Annotated in this window: 18 protein-coding genes; 11 read left to right on the forward strand and 7 right to left on the reverse strand. The window is 71.0% G+C overall.

Going from position 1 to position 19698, the window contains the following annotated elements; genetic code table 11:
* Nucleotides 1–188: 188 nt before the first annotated feature.
* Nucleotides 189–1058: an LLM class F420-dependent oxidoreductase gene (locus ACFVUT_RS20695; protein WP_389651499.1), complete on the forward strand. Its 870-nt coding sequence runs from the start codon at nt 189–191 to the stop codon at nt 1056–1058.
* 65 nt (nt 1059–1123) lie between these two features.
* On the opposite strand, the gene ACFVUT_RS20700 is transcribed toward ACFVUT_RS20695, so the two are convergent.
* Nucleotides 1124–1627 (reverse strand): DinB family protein, encoded by a 504-nt coding sequence (locus tag ACFVUT_RS20700; protein ID WP_389651502.1) that lies wholly within the window; start codon nt 1625–1627, stop codon nt 1124–1126.
* A gap of 338 nt (nt 1628–1965) precedes the next feature.
* Here ACFVUT_RS20700 and ACFVUT_RS20705 point away from each other — a divergent pair, with 338 nt between their 5' ends.
* The 3 genes from ACFVUT_RS20705 to ACFVUT_RS20715 all read left to right on the forward strand — a co-directional run bounded on the left by ACFVUT_RS20705 (nt 1966) and on the right by ACFVUT_RS20715 (nt 6009).
* On the forward strand, nt 1966–2559 hold the full coding sequence (locus ACFVUT_RS20705) for a hypothetical protein (protein WP_389651505.1): 594 nt from the start codon (nt 1966–1968) through the stop codon (nt 2557–2559).
* 321 nt (nt 2560–2880) lie between these two features.
* On the forward strand, nt 2881–5223 hold the full coding sequence (locus ACFVUT_RS20710) for a Tox-REase-5 domain-containing protein (protein WP_389651508.1): 2343 nt from the start codon (nt 2881–2883) through the stop codon (nt 5221–5223).
* A gap of 57 nt (nt 5224–5280) precedes the next feature.
* Nucleotides 5281–6009 (forward strand): Imm52 family immunity protein, encoded by a 729-nt coding sequence (locus ACFVUT_RS20715; RefSeq protein ID WP_389651513.1) that lies wholly within the window; start codon nt 5281–5283, stop codon nt 6007–6009.
* A gap of 27 nt (nt 6010–6036) precedes the next feature.
* Here the strand turns inward: ACFVUT_RS20715 and ACFVUT_RS20720 are convergent, their stop codons facing one another.
* The 5 genes from ACFVUT_RS20720 to ACFVUT_RS20740 form a co-directional block, all read right to left on the reverse strand.
* Nucleotides 6037–6486: a DUF3592 domain-containing protein gene (locus tag ACFVUT_RS20720; RefSeq protein ID WP_389651516.1), complete on the reverse strand. Its 450-nt coding sequence runs from the start codon at nt 6484–6486 to the stop codon at nt 6037–6039.
* Between the two features lie 20 nt (nt 6487–6506).
* Nucleotides 6507–7079, reverse strand: coding sequence for a hypothetical protein (locus ACFVUT_RS20725; protein ID WP_389651701.1), 573 nt, complete (start codon nt 7077–7079; stop codon nt 6507–6509).
* 75 nt (nt 7080–7154) lie between these two features.
* Nucleotides 7155–9152: a hypothetical protein gene (locus tag ACFVUT_RS20730; RefSeq protein ID WP_389651519.1), complete on the reverse strand. Its 1998-nt coding sequence runs from the start codon at nt 9150–9152 to the stop codon at nt 7155–7157.
* Between the two features lie 197 nt (nt 9153–9349).
* Nucleotides 9350–10780, reverse strand: coding sequence for an APC family permease (locus tag ACFVUT_RS20735; RefSeq protein ID WP_389651522.1), 1431 nt, complete (start codon nt 10778–10780; stop codon nt 9350–9352).
* Complete coding sequence (locus tag ACFVUT_RS20740; protein ID WP_389651525.1) at nt 10777–11925, reverse strand: Zn-dependent alcohol dehydrogenase; 1149 nt, start codon at nt 11923–11925, stop codon at nt 10777–10779. Before ACFVUT_RS20740 ends, ACFVUT_RS20735 begins: the two co-directional genes overlap by 4 nt.
* A 207-nt stretch (nt 11926–12132) precedes the next feature.
* On the opposite strand from ACFVUT_RS20740, the gene ACFVUT_RS20745 reads away from it, so the two are divergent.
* The 3 genes from ACFVUT_RS20745 (at nt 12133) to ACFVUT_RS20755 (ending at nt 15858) form a co-directional block, all read left to right on the forward strand.
* Nucleotides 12133–12717, forward strand: a complete 585-nt coding sequence (locus ACFVUT_RS20745) for a helix-turn-helix domain-containing protein (protein ID WP_389651528.1) — start codon at nt 12133–12135, stop codon at nt 12715–12717.
* Between the two features lie 166 nt (nt 12718–12883).
* The gene (locus ACFVUT_RS20750) at nt 12884–14185 is read left to right on the forward strand and encodes a hypothetical protein (protein WP_389651531.1); all 1302 of its coding nucleotides are present in this window, start codon (nt 12884–12886) and stop codon (nt 14183–14185) included.
* Nucleotides 14186–14562: 377 nt separating this feature from the next.
* Nucleotides 14563–15858 carry an amidohydrolase gene (locus ACFVUT_RS20755; RefSeq protein WP_389651533.1) on the forward strand — a complete coding sequence of 432 codons (1296 nt, stop codon included), beginning with the start codon at nt 14563–14565 and terminating at the stop codon, nt 15856–15858.
* An 85-nt stretch (nt 15859–15943) separates the two neighbouring features.
* Here ACFVUT_RS20755 and ACFVUT_RS20760 read toward each other — a convergent pair whose 3' ends face one another.
* Complete coding sequence (locus ACFVUT_RS20760) at nt 15944–16333, reverse strand: DUF192 domain-containing protein (protein ID WP_389651535.1); 390 nt, start codon at nt 16331–16333, stop codon at nt 15944–15946.
* A gap of 112 nt (nt 16334–16445) precedes the next feature.
* On the opposite strand from ACFVUT_RS20760, the gene ACFVUT_RS20765 reads away from it, so the two are divergent.
* The 4 genes from ACFVUT_RS20765 (at nt 16446) to ACFVUT_RS20780 (ending at nt 19548) form a co-directional block, all read left to right on the forward strand.
* Entirely contained in the window at nt 16446–17345 is a 900-nt protein-coding gene (locus ACFVUT_RS20765) for a prepilin peptidase (protein ID WP_389651704.1), read from the forward strand.
* Nucleotides 17346–17460: 115 nt separating this feature from the next.
* Entirely contained in the window at nt 17461–18264 is an 804-nt protein-coding gene (locus ACFVUT_RS20770) for a class I SAM-dependent methyltransferase (protein ID WP_389651538.1), read from the forward strand.
* 67 nt (nt 18265–18331) lie between these two features.
* A complete protein-coding gene (locus ACFVUT_RS20775; RefSeq protein ID WP_389651540.1) occupies nt 18332–18790 on the forward strand; it encodes a hypothetical protein in 459 nt (152 codons plus the stop codon).
* A gap of 221 nt (nt 18791–19011) precedes the next feature.
* Nucleotides 19012–19548, forward strand: a complete 537-nt coding sequence (locus ACFVUT_RS20780) for a hypothetical protein (protein WP_389651542.1) — start codon at nt 19012–19014, stop codon at nt 19546–19548.
* The last annotated feature ends 150 nt before the right edge of the window (nt 19549–19698 follow it).

Genomic DNA, 19698 nt, shown 5'->3' on the forward strand with positions numbered 1-19698 from the left:
CGTGCGTCGTCATGGAGTCAGAATCCACCGGAACGGCGTGCGGCGCGCCTGCCTGTGGATAACTCACGACGCCCCCTGCCGAGGGTGTTGGATGAACATGTTGGCTCAACGCTCGGATGCCGTGTCGCAGTCGTCCGGGGCGGCAACACCGCCTCGGCCTGCTCCCCCTTGACCCGCGGAGGTCGGACGTGAAGCTCGGTCTGCACTACTGGAACTACTCGCAACCCACCGATCCTGCGCTCATCGCACCCACGCTCGCCGAGTCGGCGCGGATCGCCGACGAGTCCGGGATCGCGTCGTTCACGGTCATGGACCACTACTTCCAGATGGAGACCCCGCTCAGTGCGGCCGACGAACCGATGCTGGAGGGATATACGACACTCGGTTATGTGGCGGCGCTGACCGAACGCATGACGCTCGGTCTCATGGTCACGGGTGTCATGTACCGGCATCCGGGACTGCTGGCGAAGATCGTCACCAGTCTCGATGTGCTGTCGGGCGGGCGGGCCAGACTCGGCATCGGCGCCTCCTGGTACGAGCGGGAGCAGTACGGGCTCGGCGTGCCGGTGGTCCCGATGAGTGAGCGGTTCGAACGGCTGGAGGAGACGATTCGCATCTGCCTGCAGATGTGGAGCGACGACAACGGCCCCTTTCAGGGGCGCCACTACCGACTCGCCGAGACGCTGTGCGTGCCGGAACCGATCGGCGAACGCCCGCCGATCATGATCGGCGGTGGAGGCGAGCGGAAGACCTTGCTGCTGGTCGCCCGCTACGCGGACGCCTGCAATCTGTTCGCCACCGGCCAGGACGAAGTGGCCCACAAGCTCGACGTGCTGCGCGCGCACTGCAGGGCGGAGGGCCGTGACTACGACGCGATCGCGAAGACCGTGATGTACAACGGCCCGGTGCTGGACAGGCCGGACAGGTTCCTCGCCGACGCGGAGGCGTACGCGGATCTCGGCATCACTGAGATCCAGGTGCTTCCCGACCGGCACCCGGTCAGTTTCACCCAGCAGGTCGCCGAGCGCCTCGTGCCCCGGATGGCCGCGGTCGGATAGCTCGGACAGCAGGGGGAGAAGGCAGCGGGCCGGCCCGGCGGGCGACCCTGCTGCCGCACCACGGCTCAGACGCCGGTGGTGCCGTCGACGATCTCCCGGATCAGGTCGAGGTGGCCGTTGTGCCGCGCGGTCTCCTCGATCAGGTGCAGCACGATCCAGCGCAGATCCGGGTACCGGCTGTCCCTGTGCGGGCGCTTGGCGGGTGTGTCCAGGCTGTGGGAGGCGACGAGTTCGCGATAGCGGGTGGTCCGTCTTCCGTACTCCGCCAGCACCTCGGCGAGCGGCATGTCCACCGCGATGCGCATCTCACGGTCGGGGTCCTCGTCCGTCCACGGCCCTTCGTCCTCACCGCCGAGGAAGACCACCTCGAACCAGTAGTACTCGACCCAGCTGAGGTGGTTGATCAGTCCGGAGACCGTCATCAGGGGCGAGCCGGGCAGCGGGGCGCGGCGGGCGTCGTCGGGCGAGACGCCCTCGCACTTCGCGCGGGCGGTGTCGCGCGCGTAGTCGAGGAAGGTGGCCAACTGGGTGCGCTCGTCCCATGCGGGAGGCGAATCGGTGCGTGTCATCGACGCCAACGATGTGTGATGGTCCGACCCCTGTCCATTCACTTTTCCCGGCTTGAGGCGGGAGCCCCGGCCTGAGGCGGGAGCCCCGGCCTGTCGGCCGGTGCACTGCGGAGAGGCGATGGAGGGCCGGGCCTGCTGGTTCGGGCCGGGCCTGTTCATTGGGGCCCGCTCCTGGGTCCGTGGGCCCACGCCCCGGCAAGCGTGTCTCATTACGCTCGGCCGTGACCCGATCGTGAGCACATCTGACCGGGCGCTGTCACGGACGCCTGTCCGACGCGCCCCTACGCACGCTTGATCAGCACGCTCCACCTGTATCCGTTCCATGGGGTGATGTGTCGATGAGTGACGGTTTCTTCTACTCGTACCACCTCGGCTGGAGCCGCCCGGACGCCGAGTCCCTCTTCGGTGATCTCGACGCGGCGGGGCTGCGGCTCAGACATCCCGTCACACGGCGGGTCACACTCCTCGGCCCGGGGCCGGATCCGTGGGGCACCTCCTCGTGGGTGACCAGGGAGCAGCTCGTGCTCCTGGCCGGTCTGCAACGGATCGACAGGATCGACTTCCTGCTGTGGGTGAAGAGCGGAACCGTCGTTCCGGCACGCGTCCGGCGGATGAAGGACCGAGTGGTCGCGCTCGAATTCGGATTCGGTCGGCTGACGGGGGACGAGCAGGAGGCGGCCGCGCGGGCGATCAGGGAAGCGATAGGGCGCGCTTCCGTGCTCTGTATCGGCTTCGTGGTCGACCGGGAGGGTGCCTCGGCGGCGACCGACTGGAGCGGCGTCGTCATCAACGGGACGACGTGCTTCGACAGTTGGCCGGACACGCTTGCCGTGCGGCATGAGATCGCCGCGCTGCAGCCGCAGTTGGCCGGGGTGGCGTCCTTCGACCAGTCGCCTTGGATGCTGTTCGGGAGCGAGGTCCCCAGCCGGTAGCCGTGGCGGCTCACCCGGCCCCGGCCCCGGCCCCGGCCCTGAACCTCGCCCCGGCCCCGGCCCCGGCCCTGAACCTCGCCCCGGCCCTGGACCTGGCGACGGCCCCGGCCCCGGCCGCCCGCCCCCGATCCCCGGCAACTCCTGGCGGTATTCACGGCTTTGAGCCTTGCATTGGGTCCTGAGGCCCATGCCCGATGGGTGCCGATGTGGTCGGATGGGTGAAGTGGCTGAACTGTGGCCGCACGTCGGCAAGCTGGGGGCTTCGTCGTGTCTGGCATAGGCGGATTTGCAGTTTCGGGGGGCGCCGGTGGGGGCGCTGTCGTGGCTCAGCGGGGCAACCAGTCGTTGCCGCGTCCGCTGCAGGCTGTGCTGGTCCTCGTCCGGTTGCTCTTCGCGGCAGCTGTCCTGGGCGGCGTCGGTGTCCTGACGGTGGCGTCGGCGCTCAACGAGGTCGACGGCCAACTGCTCGGACTGCTGCTGTACGCGGCGTTGCCGAGCGTGATGGCATTCGTGCTCTCGCTGTACCTGCGGACCGGCGGCGTCTGGGTCTGGCGCGGACTCCTTGTCGTACACGTGTGGCTCACCCTCGGAGCGCTGGCGACCCTCGGCCAGGACGGCGGCGGGCGAGGCGTGACACAGCTGGTGATGCCTGTGGCCGTCATCGTGCTGCTGTTCCGGCCCAGCTCGCGCGACTGGTTCGAGCTGCCCCTCGAACAGCGCGTGCCGCACCGACGGTTCAGCATCGCTCGGATGATCAAGTGGCGTCGCGACGACGAAGGTCAGACCGCGCTGGAATACCTGGGCATGGTCCTGGTGGTCGTGGCCCTCATCGGCGGACTCGTCGTCACGGGCATCGGCGCCCAACTGACCGGTCAGATGCAGAACGCGATCTGCCAGCTGACCGGGAGCGCGTGCCCCGGTCCCGGCGGCGACGTGGTGGCGGGCGACGGGAAGGACTCCGGCGGCACGGAATCCGGCGGGCCCGGCACTGACCAGGGCGGCGCGGCGGCAGCCGGTGGTACGGCTCAGGGCGGCGCGGCGGCAGCCGGTGGTACGGCTCAGGGCGGCGCGGCAGCGGCCGGCGGTACGGACCAGGGCGGATCCGTCGCGGGCGGCAATACGGACGCCGGCACTGTCGGTGGCTCGGACGCGGCCGGAGGCTCCAACGCCGCCGGAGGCCCTGGTGGAGGCGACACCGCCACCCAGGTCGACGACGGCGGAGACGACGTGGACACGTCCGGCGGCCCGGACGGTGGCGACAACAGCGACAACAGCGACAACAGCGACAACAACAGCAGCGACAGCGGTGCCGAGAAGCCCGGCGAGAGCTGCACCTCCGGCGTCGGCGCGTTCTTCTCCTGTGCCGCACACCAGACCGGTGGCTTCGTCAAGGGGCTGGTCGGCGACGGACTGTGGGGCGACGTCACCGGCACCCTCGACACGATCTTCCACCCCATCAAGGCGTGGAACGGTCTGAAGGACTACGGCAAGAGCCTCGGCGACAAGTGGAGCGAGGACTCCAAGGGCGCCGGGGACAAGTGGTCCAAGGGCGACTACCTCGGCGCGGTCTGGGACTGGACCAAGGCGTCCGGAGGCACCGGGCTGAACGTCCTGGACGACGTGTTCATCGGCGACGACGTCCGTGACATGTGGAAGAAGGGCAACGAGGGCCAGGCGATCGGCACCGGCCTCTGGAACATCGGCTCGCTGTTCATCCCCGGCTACGGCGAGGCCAAGCTCATCGGCAAGGGCGGAAAGCTCGGCAAGCTCGGGAAACTCGGCAAGCTCGGCGAAGTCGCCGAGAAGGCGTCGGAGGCCGCGAACAAGGCCAAGAAGGCCGCCAAGGCGGGCGATGTCGCGGGTGCGGAAAAGGCCGCCAAGGAAGCGCAGAAGCACGCCGACGACGCCGCCGAGAAGGCCGGCCTCAAGGGCTGCACCGTCGGCATGGGCGGCCGCGTGCGAGTCCCGTACGGCGGCGGTACAGGCATGGGACTGTCCGGCTCGGGCACCGGTGTCGTGGCAGCGCCCCCCGTGTCCGTGCCCGTCGGACTTCTCACCGGCAAGTGCGACGAGGTCGACCCGGAGAAGAAGGCGGCCGCCGACGAGGCCCAGAAGCTGGCCGACGAGGCGAAGAAGGCCGCCGACGCGGCCAAGCGGAAGAAGGAGCTGGAGCGCGCCCAGAACCAGCCGAAGCCCGCCTGGTACAAGGACCTGAAGGACCCGCCGGCCGGGGCCAAGGACGGCGGCGAGGGCAACTGGCAGGCGATCAAGCCGGGCGTGTGGAACTACCCCACCGAGATGGGTGCCCGGTACCAGGAGCAGATCTCCAAGGTGGGCCGCGGCAAGGAGTACCGCGTACCGCTCGACAAGCTCACCGGCAAGCCGGTCGACTTCGACGGCTGGGACGCCTCACGCGGCACCTACCTGGAAGCCAAGTACGGGTACAAGAACAAGGACTACTACAACGCCGACACCGGGACGCTCACGTCGAAGGTCTCCGACCGGTGGGCGGAACAGGCACGCCGGCAGGTCGACGCGGCACGCGGCAAGCCGGTCGAGTGGCACTTCTCCGATCCGGACGTCGCCGAGGCGGCGCGAGAGATGTTCGAGGACCGGGGCATCCCGGTTAAGGTGATCCCCACCCCGGGGGACGTGATCGGCTGAACGCCGGACGGGGCGGCGTACGCGAACCGAGGCATGAGGCCCGAGGGAGAACATGTCGTGCTGAACGTCGTGGTCAACGGCTTCTGGGGCCTTCGCGGGGAATCCGTGCCGGGCATCGCCGAACGCTGGTCCGGCACGCTCACCGCGCTCAAGGACATCGACGGCCCGACGTTCGACGTATGGCACGAGGCCGGCGACGACCTCCCGTCCGATCCCGTGCTGGAGCCCGCGGTCCCCGCACTGACGGAGTACATCGAGCGGAAGAACACGGGCCCCGACCTCGACGTGGTGGGCTACACGACGTCGCTGTGGGCGCAGAACCCCGCTGCGCCGCGCGTGTCCATGGCGATTCACGCGGGCAGTACCTCGCACTATGCGGTGAACTCCGTCTCGCTCGCCTTCCGGTCGCGCGAGGTGGACGAAACCGCGGAGGTGATCCGGCGCGCTCCACAGATCCTGCGCCTCCTCGCGGAGAACTGGGAGATCGACGCCGGGCAGGTGTACGACAGGCCGCAGTACCGGGCGGTGGCCGAGCGGTTCGACCTGGCGAACAGCGACCCCCGCTGCGGCCGAGCGGTCTTCCTCTCCGCCGGTCGTGCCGCCCTCGCCCCCGAGGGGCTGCCCGGGGCGTACGTCCGCACCGCACATGGCGGGCTCGTCATCGACCTCACCCGTGGCGGTACGGAATCCCCGGACATCGAGACGATCATCGAGGCGAACACGCGGCTGCGGGAGGCCGGGGCGCTGGAGAGGCTCCCGGTGCCGTTCGACCGGGCCACGTTCTGACACCTGCGCGCCCGTGAGCGGCGTGTCTCAGAGCCATCCGCGCATCGCCGCGAATCCGGCCAGCAGCCCCACCGCGAACACCGCCGGTACGACGGTGAACACCGCCGGCATCAGCACCGGCCCCCATGCCCCCGGGCCCGCCACCGTGGCGTGCTTCGAGGGGGCCGCCGGGTCGTAGCTGATCCGGACCGGCGCCCCGACCTCGAAGCCGAACGGGCCCGGGGCGTGGTCGGTGAACTCGATGTCGCGCCCGTCGCGGGTACGGAACGCGAAGACGTACTCGGTGGCGTAACTCCGCTCCTGGCCCGGCCCCCGGTCGACCGTCCGCCGGTCCGCGCACCGGCCCTCGACGTGTTCGCCGTGCCGGACCAGCCACAGCACCCGTCTCAGCCGCAGCCCCGACCGGACGGCGAACGCCCCGAGGAGGAGACCGAAGAGCAGCAGGAACGTGGCCGTTCCTCCGGGCAGGACCTGCATGAACGAGCGCCCCCGATCCGCTACTTGACCGTGATCGAGTCGACGAACGCGTCGAGGTCCTGGCGGCTCAGCGCGCCCTTCACCGCATTGATCCGGACCGCGAACGGCACATCCTTCGAATCGACGCCCGCCACCACGACCCCCGTCATCACGGTGCCCGGCGCCGGGGTCTGCTCCTTGCCGCTCGATGTGAACTCGTAGTCGATCCGGCGGGCGTCACGGGCGCTCTCCGCACCCGCGAGCCGCACGTCCGACGTCTCCTTCCGGGTCGCCCCGAGACCGATGCCCGCACCCGCCGCGGCGGCAGCCTCACCCGCGTCGTCGATGCCCGTGGCGAAGTCGAGCTGGACGGAGACCATGCCGGTACGCAGTCCGCTCTCCTCCTTCAGCGCGACAGCGGCGTTGGCCTCGGCACGGTCGGCCGCGGGCTGCTCCTTGTACCCCTTCTTCTCCGGGTAGCCGACGGACAGGCTCTTGGTGTCGAGCTTGCCCCAGCCCTCCGGAAGGGCTGCGGCGTCGTCGCCGCAGCCCGTGAGCAGGGCGAGGCCGATGGCGGCGGCAGCAGCTGCGCCGATCGCCCGGGACATCTTCATCGTCGTCATCGCCTATCGCCTTGTCGTCGTGCGTGGTCGCCGTGTGCCGCATCCGCACCTTCCCTGCGGCGGAGGTTACTTGGCGCAGTAGCTGTACGGGAGGTACGAGCGCTTGTCACCCTGCGGAGCCCCGAGGAACTGGGCGTCCGTCAGTGTCTCCTTCTTGTGCTCGTCGGAGATGGAGAACCCGAGACTCATGCCGAGCGACACCTCGAAGCCGAACTCCTGGGCGTCCGTCTGACCGAGGTAGTTCATGGTGCTCGACAGGCCGTCCTGGAACATCAGCTGGTCGAACGGGTCGGTTCCGGTGGGCTTCTGCTGCAGGGAGTGATCGCCGAACATGTACTCGAACGGGGCGGTGTTGTTGCCGGAGCCGTTCAGCCACTGCTCGGCGACGGCCCGCTTGTCCTCGGTGGCCTGGTCCGTCTCCTTGCCGAAGACGATCGAGTTCGTCTGGACCTGGATGCCGGTCTCGCCGGAGGAGTCGGTGCCGCTGACCTTGCCGCCGCGCTTGTCCCCGTCCTTCTTGCCGTTGTCGCCCTTGGCCTCGCCCTTGTCGGACGTCGAGCCGCCCTCGACGGTCTGGGTCATGTCGATGCGGACGATCTTGCCGGTCTTCTGGTCGCGGGTGACGGTGATCGCGCCGGTCCGGTTGTCCTTCGCGGCGGCCGTGCCGCCGAGCGGGCCGGCCGAACCGCTGACCTTGCCCTCCAGCTCCAGCTTGGCGGTGTACGTGTACGACTCGTTGCCGTTGACGTCGTCCTTGGTGATGGTCACCTCGGGGGAGAACTTGGCCTTGCCGCCGAGCTTGGCGCCGAGTTCGGACTCGTCGCCCGCGCTGATGGAGAGACCGCCGTCCACGTAGGCGTTGAGGCCGATGGTCGAGTACGAGATCTTCTTGTCGCCGATCTTGTCCTCGACGTCCTTCTTCTTGTCGGCCCACTTCATCCCGGAGTACCAGCCGCCGCCGTAGCCGCCGCTGTACTTGGTGGACGTCTCCCACATCTTCATTTCCTCGATGTCGTCCCGCATCTTCTGAGCGTCTTCCTCGCTCTTGAAGACCCAGGTGTCACCGTTGGTGATCTTGACGCCGCCGCCGACGTCCACATCCGCCTTGCCCAGCTTGCCGAGCTTGACGCCGGGGGTGCTGGCGGTGGCTCCGGCCGAGGCGGCGTCCGTGAACGTCATGTAGACCAGCTTGTCGTTCTCGTCGACCTTGCCGTCCCCGTTCACGTCCGTGTTGGCCTGGCTGACCTTCTGCTGGAAGCCGTACTCGTTGCCCCACTCGAACCAGCCGATCTTGACCTTGTCGCCGACGGTGTCGGAGATGCTGGAGACCTGGCACATCTTGGGCTCGTAGTCGGCGTCCGTCTTGGGCTTCGCGGTCGTGTCGTCGCCGCCGCCGGTGGAGCAGGTCGCACCGCCGCCGCCCAGCGAACTGATCGCACAGCGGATGCGTTCCCCGATATGCCCGCCGACCCCGGCCATGGCCATCGCGCCGATCATCGTGACGACGAGGACGACGACCCCGAGGTACTCCACGGCGGTGGCCCCGCTGTCCCGCCAGGAGTACGGCTGGTACGGCGCGGGCGACTCGTCCTCGCGGTCCTCCAGCAGCCGGTCGACGGCCATACCCGCTGCCGCACCGGTCGCGAGCGTGACGATCGGCATCAACGTGCCCTCAAGGCCCACGAGATGCCAGGACACGGCGAATCCGTAGACGAGCGCGGCCACCGGGACACCCAGGGAGGCCAGCAGCGTCAGCAGACGGGACTCGCGCTGTTCGTCGGGCAGGACCCGGGCCGAGGCCAGGACCGTGAGCACGGTCGTGATGACGTTCGGCACGTGCAGCAGGCCGAGCCGCCAGCCGAAGGAGGCGAGCCGTTCGTCGGTGGCGAGCAGTTCGACGAGACCGCGCGACACCAGATACCCGGCTGCGATGTAGACCAGGGCGCCGGCGGCCCAACTGCGGGTCAGCGAAAAGAACACGCCACCGCTCGCGCCGGAACCACCCCCGCTCCCTGGTGGTATGCGGCCCGTGCTTCCGCTTCCCCAGCCCCCGTCACCAGTCACGGCTCTTCCTCTCCGACGCCCACATGCCCTGCCTGCGCCCGCAGTTGTGCTTGCGGGTGTGTGCGTGTGAGCGTACGGGTGTACGAGCCGGGTGACCTGGGCCCTTGGCCCCAAAGTCGGGCCCAACGACGCACGGGGCCCGGCCCCGCCCGCGCGGGTGCGCAGGGAGGCCGGGCATCGGGGAGAGGAGGTGCGGGTCAGTCCAGGTCGTCCGCGAACGTTCCCGCGCGTTCGGCGACTTCCGGCCTGCGGACCCGCAGTACGGCGAAGCCGACCACGCCGACGACCAGCGCGCCGACGAACACGTACGGAAGGACGTTCAGCGGCCAGTCCGGGGCGGGCCACAGGTTGCGGTAGAAGACGTACACCATCGCGGCGGCGCCGATCAGCCCCAGGGCCCAGGTGACGAGCAGTCCGCGGGCACCGATCCGGCGCACGAACAGCGGTGCGGCCAGACACACCAGGGTGTAGCTGAGCATGTAGCCGAAGACGCCGATCGTGTCGATGTACGACGTCGCGTTCAGCGGCGCGGTACCGGCACCGACCACGAACACCGCGGGCAGCGCCACGAACGGGGCGACGGCCCAGATCGCCACGGACGGGGTCCGGTGACGGGGATGGGCGACACCGAGCCGGGCCGGCATCACACCCTCCTTCGCCATGCCGAACAGCAGGCGGGCGGCGACGGTGATGCAGGCCATCACCACGGCCACGAACGACGCCGCGAAGCCCGCGTGCAGGAAGAACTTCAGGAAGCCGAGTCCCGACAGCTCCGCCAGTTCGTCCATCGGGTCGGAGCTCTTCGCCAGGGCGTCGGCCCCGCCGAACCCGGCGACCTGCGCGTACGTGGCGAACATGTACAGCACACCGGCCAGCACGGCACTGCCCATCACCGAGCGGGGGATCGCCTTGTACGGGTCGGTGGCCTCGGCGCCGAGCGACGCGGCCCCCTCGAATCCGACGAAGCCGAGCACGCCGAGCACGACGGCGAAGACGACACCGTCGAGGGTGGAACCGCTCAGGCTCAGCTGGTCGGTGTCGATGACGTTCCCGCTCTTGAGGAACGCGGGAACCAGCACGACGACGATGAGGACGATCGACACGACCTCCAGCACGGAGGCGACACGCGCCGCCGTGCGCACACTGGCGATCGTCAGCCGCATCGCGACGGCGGCCAGCAGCAGGTCGAGCAGGATCTGCCCGGTGACACCGGTGAAGATCCCGATGCCGATCTGGTCGAGCGCGCGTGCCGTGTAGTACCCGGCGCCCGCGAGGGAGCCCGAGCCGATGCACACCGCTCCGATGAGCAGGGCCCAGCCGGTCACGAAGGAGCCGGACGCGCCGAGCGAGAGCCGGGAGAAGGCGTACAGCGAACCGACACCGGCGCGCCGGCGGGCGAAGACGCAGATGCAGTACGCGATGGCGAGGACGGCGGCCATGGCCAGGAAGAACGAGAACCACGCGCCGTTGCCCGCGGACGCCGCCATGCTGGCGGGGGCGAACGCGATGACGGCGCTGGGCGCGACGTTCGCGACGCTCTGCGCGCCGACCTCGAACGTGGAGACGGAGCGGTGGGCCAGTCCGTCGGCGGGCTTTCCGGACGCGGCCTGCTTTCCGGCGGTGCTCATGTCCGGTCCTCCATCATCAGCAGCTGACGCAGGGCGTGCCCGGCGGCGAGGTCGGCCAGTGCGTCGCCCGCCTCGTCCAGCGGACGCCGTGCCGAGATCATCGATTCCACGTCGAGCTCACCCGACACCACGAGGTCCACCAGTTCCGGGATGTCGCGGGCGGCATCGACCGAGCCGTAGTTGGAACCGAGGATGCGCTGGTCGGCCTCGGCGAGCGCGAGCGGGTCGAAGCGTGCGGTGCGGCCGGTGGGCGGCAGTCCCACGATGACGGCGGCGCCGCCCTGCCCGAGCGCCGCGATGGACTGCTCGGTGGTCTCGATCTTGCCGATGGCGTCGAAGACGTAGTCGAGCCCTTCCGGGACCAGGGCCCGCAGCGCCTCGACGACATTGCCGTCACGTGCGTCGACCGTGTCCGTCGCGCCGAGCCTGCGGGCCAGCTCCAGCTTCTCGGGGACGACGTCGACGGCGACGATGCGGCCGGCCTCCGCCAGCCGGGCGCCCTGGACGCAGGACAGCCCCACTCCGCCGCAGCCGATGACGGCGACGGTGGCCCCGGCCTCGACGCCCGCCGTGTTGCGGACCGCGCCGACACCGGTGGCGATGGCGCAGCCGACCAGGGCGATCACGTCGAGGGGCGCGTCCTTGCGCACCTTCACCGCTCCGGAGGCGGGGACGACGACGCGTTCGGCGAACGAGGAGACGCCGAGGTAGTGGTGGGCGGGCTCGCCGTCGACGGAGAGCCTGCTGGTGCCGTCGTACAGCACGCCGCCGGGTGCCACGACCTCGGCGACCAGGCTGCACGCGGCCGGGCGCCCGGATACGCAGAAGCGGCAGGTGCCGCAGGAGGGAACCCAGGACAGGACGACGTGGTCGCCGGGTTCGAGACCGGTGACACCCTCGCCGAGCGCGGTGACCACGCCCGAGCCCTCGTGTCCCAGCACGACCGGGGTGGGGTGGTCCCACTCGCCGCGGATGACATGCAGGTCGGAGTGGCAGACACCGGCCGCCGTCACGGCGACCTCCACCTCTCCGGGACCGGGAGGGGCCAGAGTGACGTCGGTGACGGTCACCTCCTGCTCCGGGGAGCGGAAGACGACGCCGCGCACGGTGCGTGCGGTGTTCTCTTGGGATGACGGGGAGCTCATCGGCTCACTCCTCGGGTGGTGCGGGACGGGCGGGGGAGGAGAGGGCGGCACGGGAGTCCCCCGGGAGGCCCTGATGGACGCCTTGTTTAGCGCCATTAAACTTTCGTCAATGTTTTACAGCACTAAACTCGGTCGGTAAAGACCCTTGTGACCTGCACTTCTCCCCGGCCACTGCCCGTGACCCCCTGGACAGGTAGCGTGTCCGCCATGCCCGAAGCCCCTGACACCCACATGTCCACGATCGGTCCGCGGCTGCGTGAGCTCCGCCTGGCACAGCGGCTGACGCTCGCTCAGGTCGCCGAATCCGCAGGCGTGACCAAGGGGTTCGTCAGCCTCGCCGAGCGCGGCAAGACCTCGGTGTCCGTCCCGACCCTGATCCGCATCTGCGAGGCGCTGGGCACCGGCATCGCCACCCTCTTCGACTATCCGGACCAGGACGTCGTCAAGGGCGGCCGGGGTGCCAAGCTGGAGATGGGCGGGCACGGCATCGAGGAGTTCCTGCTCACACCCGCCGAGGAACGGCACGTCCAGGTCATGCGGACGATCCTGCGGCCCGGCGGCGGTTCGGGCGGTGCGTACAGCCTGGAGGCGGAGACCGTCTTCGCGTACCTGGTCCGCGGCACGCTGCGCCTCAGCGTGGACGGCGAGCCCCGGTTCCTGGAGGCCGGGGACTCGACGACCTTCTCGGCCCGCGCCGCGCACGCCTGGGACAACCCCGGCGAGGACGAGGCCGAGGTCCTCTGGTCGATCGCTCCCGCTCTGCCGCTCTCCCGCACCAAGCTCCGCCCGTAGCGGCACCAAGCCCCGTCCGTAGCGGCACCAAGCCCCGCCTGTAGCCGTCCGTAGCCGTCCGGGCCGAGCCGGGCTGCGGTCGGCCCGTGCGGTGGCCTTCTCCTCAGGGGCCGCCCCGGCGTCACCGTCCGGTACGTGAGGTTCCCACGCCGGAGATAATCGGCAGATGCCCGACGACGATCCGGCCGCCGCGGCCCTCGCTCCCGCACAGCAGCTCGTGCGACAGCACGGCCGCCGCACGCAGCCGCAGACCCGCACGCAGCCGCAGACCCGCACGCAGCCGCAGCCCCGCCCGCAGGCGGCGCAGCCGCCACAGCCGCCCCGGCTTCGCGCCACCGGCCGCCTCGCCGCGGCTCTCGCGGCGGCGGCACCGGCCCTCGCGGCGTACGCGGCCGTGCGCCTGATCGGTCTCGTCGTCCTCGCCATCTCCGCGGCCGGCGCCGGGAAGAGCGCCTTCCACCTCCTCGGCGCCCGCTGGGACTCCGTCTGGTACCAGCGGATCGCCGAGAACGGCTACGGCCACACCGTCCGCCTCGCCGACGGCGGCATCCACTCCGACCTGGCCTTCTTCCCGCTGCTGCCCGCCCTGGAGCGTGGTATCGCGGAGGCGACTCCGCTCTCCCTCGCGGACGCCGGACTGCTGGTGTCCTGGACCGCCGCGCTCCTCGCCGCCTGGGGGATCTTCGCCGTCGGAGCGCATCTGTACGGGCGCCGGACCGGGGTGGTGCTGGCCGCGCTGTGGGGGGTGTACCCGACCGCGTTCGTCCAGTCGATGGCGTACACCGAAACGCTGTTCACCGCCTTCGCCGCCTGGGCCCTGTACGCCGTGCTGACCCGGCGCTGGATCGTGGCGGGCACCCTGTGCGTACTCGCCGGGCTGACCAGGCCCTCCGCGGCGGCGCTCATCGCCGCCCTCGCGCTGACCGCGACCGTGACCCTCGTACGGGAGTACCGGGCCGGCCGCACGGACGGCATCGTCCGCCGCAACGCGCGGATGCTGACCGGTGCCGCACTCGCGCCGCTGGGCTGGCTCGCGTACGTGGTGTTCGTCGCCGTGCGGGAGGGCAGCCCGTTCGCGTACTTCGACGTCCAGGCGCAGTGGGGCAACAGCATCGACGGAGGCGTGGCGCTCGCCACGTTCATCCTCGGGCTGCCGCTGCCCGCCGCGCTCGGGCTGGGCGTCGCGCTGGCGGGTCTGGGCGGGGCGGTGTTCCTGTGCGTACGGCAGCGCCAGCCGCTGCCCGTCCTCGCCTACTGCGTCGCCGTCGTCGTCATCGCGCTGATCGGCTCCGGGTACTTCGGGTCGAGGCCACGGCTGATGATGCCCGCGTTCCCGCTGCTGCTGCCGCCCGCCGTCGCGCTGTTGCGGCTGCGCACCACGGCCCGCACGGTGACCGTCGTCGCCCTGCTCGCGGTGGCTTCGGCGGCCTACGGGGCGTGGACGCTGCTCGGCTCCGGCCCGCCGTAGACGCGAACCCGGCCAGGGCCGCGGCAGGTCCAGCGGGACGCGGCGGTTCGCGCAGTCCCGGGTGCCGAGGAGCCATTCCGTGCGCTGGGGCGAATGCGGCGCCACCGTACGGTCCTTGACCTCCGGCGCTCCGGCGACGGGAAGCGCTCCGTCAACAGCGTCTCGAACGACCCGTGCTCGTCTGCGCCGGTGACTGTGCATCGCATCCGCATCCGCATCCGCGTTCGGGTCCGTGCCCGCGCTCCGCGTGTCCCGGGGCCGCGAACCGTGCGGGGTGTCGCAGCCTTGGAGCTGTCGGTCGCGGCGACGGCGTCCGTGGGGCCACCACGGCCTCCTCGTCCGCCCCGTACGACGCACCCTCTCGCATTGGAGCACCCATGACTGTCCCGGTCGCCCCGCTGCTGTCCGGACTGGACGGCCGACTGCCCGAACTGCGCGCCCTGTACAAGGACCTTCACGCCCACCCGGAGCTCTCCTTCCAGGAGGTCCGTACGGCGGGCATCGTCGCCGCCCGGCTTCGTGAGGAGGGCTGGGACGTCACCGAAGGAGTGGGCGGAACAGGCGTCGTCGGTGTCCTCACCGCGGGCGACGGCGGCGGCCCGGTGGTGCTGCTCCGCGCGGACATGGACGCCCTGCCGGTGAAGGAGGAGACCGGACTTCCGTACGCCTCCACGCGGACCGGCGTGGACGCGGAGGGCAACGAGGTCCCGGTGATGCACGCCTGCGGCCACGACATGCACGTCACCTGCCTGCTCGGCGCCGCCGAACTGCTGGCGGCCAACCGGCACGCCTGGAGCGGCACCGTCGTCGCGGTGTTCCAGCCCGCCGAGGAGATCGGCGGCGCCCACGTCATGATCGACGACGGCTTCCTGGAACGCTTCCCGCGCGCCGACATCTGCCTGGGTCAGCATGTGGGGCCCGTCCCCGCCGGGCTCGTCGGCACCCGGCCCGGTCCGGTGATGGCCGCGTCCGACAGCGTGCGGGTGCGGCTCATCGGGCGGGGCGGGCACGGCTCGATGCCCGAGGCGACCGTGGACCCGGTCGTGATGGCCGCCGCGATCGTGATGCGGCTGCAGACGGTGGTCTCCCGCGAAGTGGGGTCCGGACAGCAGGCAGTGGTGACCGTGGGCTCGATCCACAGCGGCACCAAGGAGAACATCATCCCGGACACCGCCGAACTCCTCATCAACATCCGCAGCACGACCCCGGCGGTGCGGGAACGGGTCCTGGACGCCGTCAAGCGCATCGTCCGCGCCGAGGCGGCGGCCTCAGACGCCCCCGAGGAACCCGAGATCACGGACTTCAACGCCTTCCCGGTGACCTTCAACGACCCTCCGGCCACCGCCACCGTCCAGGCGGCCCTCACCGCGGCCCTGGGCGAGGAGCGCGTCTTCACCGTGCCCCACACGCTCGCCGGCAGCGAGGACTTCGGGACCTTCGGCTCCGCACTCCGGGCGCCCTCGGTCTTCTGGTACTTCGGCGGCACCGACCTGGCCGCGTTCAAGGACGTCGACACCGACGCGCTGCTGGCAGGCGTCATCCCCGCCGGGATCCCCGCCAACCACTCGCCGCTGTTCGCACCGGTCGTCGACCCGACCGTCGAGGTCGGTGTGACGTCGTTGCTGACGGCCGCCGCACAGTGGCTGACGAGCGGCACCGAACAGCCCCGGTGACCGACGCCCCGATCCCGCTCGCACGCGTGCGGGGCCGCGCGGGTTCAGGAGCCGCGTGGCCCGCCGCGTTCCGGCGTCCGCCGGCTCACCGTGGCGCCCCGGCGTCCTCCTGCTGGACGATCCGCACTGTCGCCCCCGGCCGCAGCCCCCACTTCTCCATCGCCCCGGCCTCCGACTCGATCACATGCCGGGCCCGCAGCCGCGGCATCCCGAGCCGGCCGGGCTTCATCGTGTGGACGGCGACCACGTTGAACTTCCGGTCCAGGTACGCCACATCGATGGTGAACCGCATCCGGAAGGTGTGCACACTCCCGCACGGCGTGATCAGCAGGGCGCCGTCGATCCCGTCCTGCCCGAGCAGCCCGCGGCTCCGGGCCCGGTACCTCGCCGCGATCCGCAGCGGTATCTCCGGCTCCTGCCCTCCCTGTGGATCGGTGACCGTCAACGTCCCATTCCCATTGCGCCATTGAGCCATGGCCAAGACGGTAGCGTCCGCCGGCGGCGACTGGGTCCGGAACGCCGTGCCGTGGGCCCCAGGACCCATGACCCGTGCCCGGCACCCGCTTAGGGTCTGCTCCGTGTACGCCATGCTGACAGTGCTCGCCGCACTCTGGGGCGCAGCGGCCGGACTGCTGGTCCCGCGCGCCGCCTACCGGTTCTCCGTCGAACCGGAGGAGCCCTGGCGGGACACCTGCCCCGCGGGCCACGCCCTGACCGGGGCCGCCCGCGGCTGGCTCGGCTCGACCCGGTGCGCCCCGTGCGCGGCGGCGGTGCCGGCACCTATTGCCGCGGAGGCCGATCCGGGAGCCCCGGGCGAAGGGGACGGCGGTGCCGACGGGGACCACAGGTATGACGGGGACGACCGGGACGGGGACGACGGGGACCACAGGTATGACGGGGACGACCGGGACGGGGACGACGGGGACACCGTGCGGCCCGCGGCGCGCTACGCCCCTGGTGTCCTCGCCCCCGTCGTCACCGCGCTGGTCTGCGCGGCGCTCGCGGCGGCCACCGGACTCCGGCCCGAGCTCGCGGTCTGGCTGCTGCTGGCCCCCGTGGGCGTGCTCCTCGCGACGATCGACCGCCGCGTGCACCGGCTGCCCGACCGGCTGACACTTCCCGCCGCCGCGGCGGTGGCCGTGCTGCTGGGCGTCGCGGCGCTGCTCCCGGAGCACGGCGGTTCCTGGCTGTCCGCCCTGCTCGGCGGGGCCGCCCTCGGCGCCTTCTACTTCCTGCTCTTCCTCATCAATCCGAACGGCATGGGCTTCGGCGACGTCAAGCTTGCCCTGTCGCTGGGCGCGGCCCTCGGCTGGTACGGCTGGGGCGTGGTGTTCGCCGGGGGTTTCGCCGGGTTCCTGCTCGGCGCGGTGTACGGGCTCGGGCTGGTGGTGACGAAGCGGGCCGGACGCAAGACGGGCATCCCGTTCGGACCGTTCATGACCGCGGGCGCGCTGCTGGGCCTGCTTCTCGGCGGACTGGCCGCCTGACCCCTGAGCCCTGCCCCCGAGCCGCCCCCGCCCCCACTGTCCTGCCCCCGCGCCCGCTGCCCGCCCCGCCGTAATCCGGTCGCGGCGGCCACACCGCGGCTGCCATCATCCCCGCGTGACCAACCACCCCGGAACAGCGGCGGAACCCGCACGGTTCGACGCCCTCGTCGCGGAGGCCGAGGCGGCCCCCGTCGACGGGTGGGACTTCTCCTGGCTCGACGGCCGGGCCACCGAGCAGCGCCCGTCCTGGGGTTACGCCCGCGCCATGGCGGACCGGATGGGACGGGCCGGGGCCGCCCTCGACATCCAGACCGGCGGAGGCGAGGTCCTCGCCTCCGTACCGAAGCTTCCGCCGCTGACCGTCGCCACCGAGTCGTGGCCGCCGAACATCGCCCGCGCCACCGCCCTTCTGCACCCGCGCGGCGTGGCCGTGGTCGCCGACGCGGACGAGCCGCCGCTGCCGTTCGGTGACGGCGCGTTCGACCTGGTCGTCAGCCGGCATCCGGTGACCACGTGGTGGACGGAGATCGCGCGGGTGCTCACGCCCGGAGGGACCTACTTCTCGCAACAGGTCGGACCGGCCAGCGTGTTCGAACTCGTCGAGTACTTCTGCGGCCCGCAGCCGCCCGAGACGCGTGGTGCCCGCGACCCGGAGAAGGCGCGGGCCGCGGCCGAGGCGGCCGGGCTCGAAGTCGTCGATCTGCGGGCGGAGACGCTGCGCACGGAGTTCTTCGACATCGGGGCCGTCGTCTACTTCCTGCGCAAGGTCATCTGGATGGTGCCGGGTTTCACCGTCGCGGAGTACCGGCCTCAACTGGTCGCGCTGCACCGCCGGATCGAGAGCGAGGGACCATTCGTCGCCCACACCACCCGGTTCCTGATCGAGGCCCGCAGAACCGGGGTTCGCGCCACGAAGTAAGCGGTGTCCCCCGCTTCCGCCCGAAGGGTGCGACCCTGGACGGTGAACGCAGGGGAGGGAACCGGCCATGAGGGTGGGGAACGAAGAGGAAGCACCGCGGAACCCCCGGCAGGGGAGAGCCGACTGGCTCAGCGGCGCGCGGATCGTCGGGGTGCTCGGCGTCTTCTACCGGCCGGAGGGCCGGTTGGGGGAACCCGAAGCTGTCGAATTCCGGCTGGGCGACGGCCAGTCGGTGCTCCTGACCTGCGCCTCCGACGGAACCTTGCATGTCGGCCCCGGCGCCTGGCCGCAGTTGCCCGACTGGTGCGTACCGTCGGGGCAGTGGGAGTTCGCCGGCGTGTCGAACCTGCCGCAGCCCCCCGACGGCGGCTGGACCGTCACCCGCACCGAGGAGTGCAGAAACGAGAACGGCGAGGTGTACGAGGCCGTCATCCGGTGTGAGGGCGGACGCTTCGTGGTCATCGGCGGCGACACCGTGGGGATCCGCTTCACCCGCGGCCACCGAGGCGCACCGGCGGCCACGTAGGACCGCCCCGCCAGTTGCAGGCCACCAGTCGCCGGCCGTCAGCCGTCAGCCGTCAGCCGTCAGCCGTCAGCCGCCGGTTGCCGACGGCCATCAGCTGTCGATCCGTCAGCCGCCAGTTGCTGAGCAGAGTTGCCGTGGCCCCGGATCACGTTCGTGCTGCGAGTCGTCACGATGCGGAAACCGGCGGCCCGTTGGGGCAGGGCCGCACGCATACTCGGCGCATGACTCCTGTGAGACGCACAGCGAAGGCTTCCGCCACCGCGGCGGTGCTCCTCCTGACCGCCGCCCTCGCCGGATGCGGCACGGAGCGGGTGGGAGGCGCCGGACCCGGCGCGGGGAGCGGCTCGTCCGGTCCGCCCGCCGCGGGCCCCTCGCCCTACATCGAACCGGGCGCCGGCGACGGTGCTCCGCACTACCGGGAGAACCACGCCTTCCAGTCCACCGCCGAGCTGTCCCCGGCCGACCGGGCCAAGGCGGACGCCGAGGTGAAGAAGGTCGAGGAGGGCCTCGCCGGGATCGCGGAGGGCCGCAGGTCCACCGAGCCCGGGCTCCGCAAGGCGCTCGCCGGGCTGGGGTACAGCCCCGAATCCATCACCACCGGAACCTTCGGTCCTCACCGCAGCACGTTCGTCATCGAGATCGGCCCGATCTGTGTCGAGGGGGCGTTGGACGGCGTCGTCAACGGACTCGTCAAGGCCGAGGCCCACGGCCGGTACCTCGAAGGAACCGGCTGTGTGAAGCCGGTCGGCGGCCACTGAGACGTCCGTCGGCCGGGATCCCGCTGCGGAGTCCGATGAATTCGGAGAGTAATTATGGAGTGGCGTGGCACGCAGCATCACTTACGAAGGGTTATGGTGGAAACCCCCCCTCGGGCCGGTCCGTATCCCCCCCCACGGACCGGCCCGTTT

This window comes from Streptomyces sp. NPDC058051 (genome assembly GCF_042885475.1).
Classification (GTDB): domain Bacteria; phylum Actinomycetota; class Actinomycetes; order Streptomycetales; family Streptomycetaceae; genus Streptomyces.

Coding starts and splice junctions, on each gene's coding strand:
- ACFVUT_RS20750 (WP_389651531.1), top strand. CDS start 12,884: ATGCCCGACGACGATCCGGCCGCCGCGGCCCTCGCTCCCGCACAGCAG.
- ACFVUT_RS20780 (WP_389651542.1), top strand. CDS start 19,012: ATGACTCCTGTGAGACGCACAGCGAAGGCTTCCGCCACCGCGGCGGTG.
- ACFVUT_RS20725 (WP_389651701.1), bottom strand. CDS start 7,079: ATGAAGATGTCCCGGGCGATCGGCGCAGCTGCTGCCGCCGCCATCGGC.
- ACFVUT_RS20735 (WP_389651522.1), bottom strand. CDS start 10,780: ATGAGCACCGCCGGAAAGCAGGCCGCGTCCGGAAAGCCCGCCGACGGA.
- ACFVUT_RS20700 (WP_389651502.1), bottom strand. CDS start 1,627: ATGACACGCACCGATTCGCCTCCCGCATGGGACGAGCGCACCCAGTTG.
- ACFVUT_RS20760 (WP_389651535.1), bottom strand. CDS start 16,333: ATGGCTCAATGGCGCAATGGGAATGGGACGTTGACGGTCACCGATCCA.
- ACFVUT_RS20765 (WP_389651704.1), top strand. CDS start 16,446: ATGCTGACAGTGCTCGCCGCACTCTGGGGCGCAGCGGCCGGACTGCTG.
- ACFVUT_RS20755 (WP_389651533.1), top strand. CDS start 14,563: ATGACTGTCCCGGTCGCCCCGCTGCTGTCCGGACTGGACGGCCGACTG.
- ACFVUT_RS20720 (WP_389651516.1), bottom strand. CDS start 6,486: ATGCAGGTCCTGCCCGGAGGAACGGCCACGTTCCTGCTGCTCTTCGGT.
- ACFVUT_RS20740 (WP_389651525.1), bottom strand. CDS start 11,925: ATGAGCTCCCCGTCATCCCAAGAGAACACCGCACGCACCGTGCGCGGC.
- ACFVUT_RS20745 (WP_389651528.1), top strand. CDS start 12,133: ATGCCCGAAGCCCCTGACACCCACATGTCCACGATCGGTCCGCGGCTG.
- ACFVUT_RS20775 (WP_389651540.1), top strand. CDS start 18,332: ATGAGGGTGGGGAACGAAGAGGAAGCACCGCGGAACCCCCGGCAGGGG.
- ACFVUT_RS20705 (WP_389651505.1), top strand. CDS start 1,966: ATGAGTGACGGTTTCTTCTACTCGTACCACCTCGGCTGGAGCCGCCCG.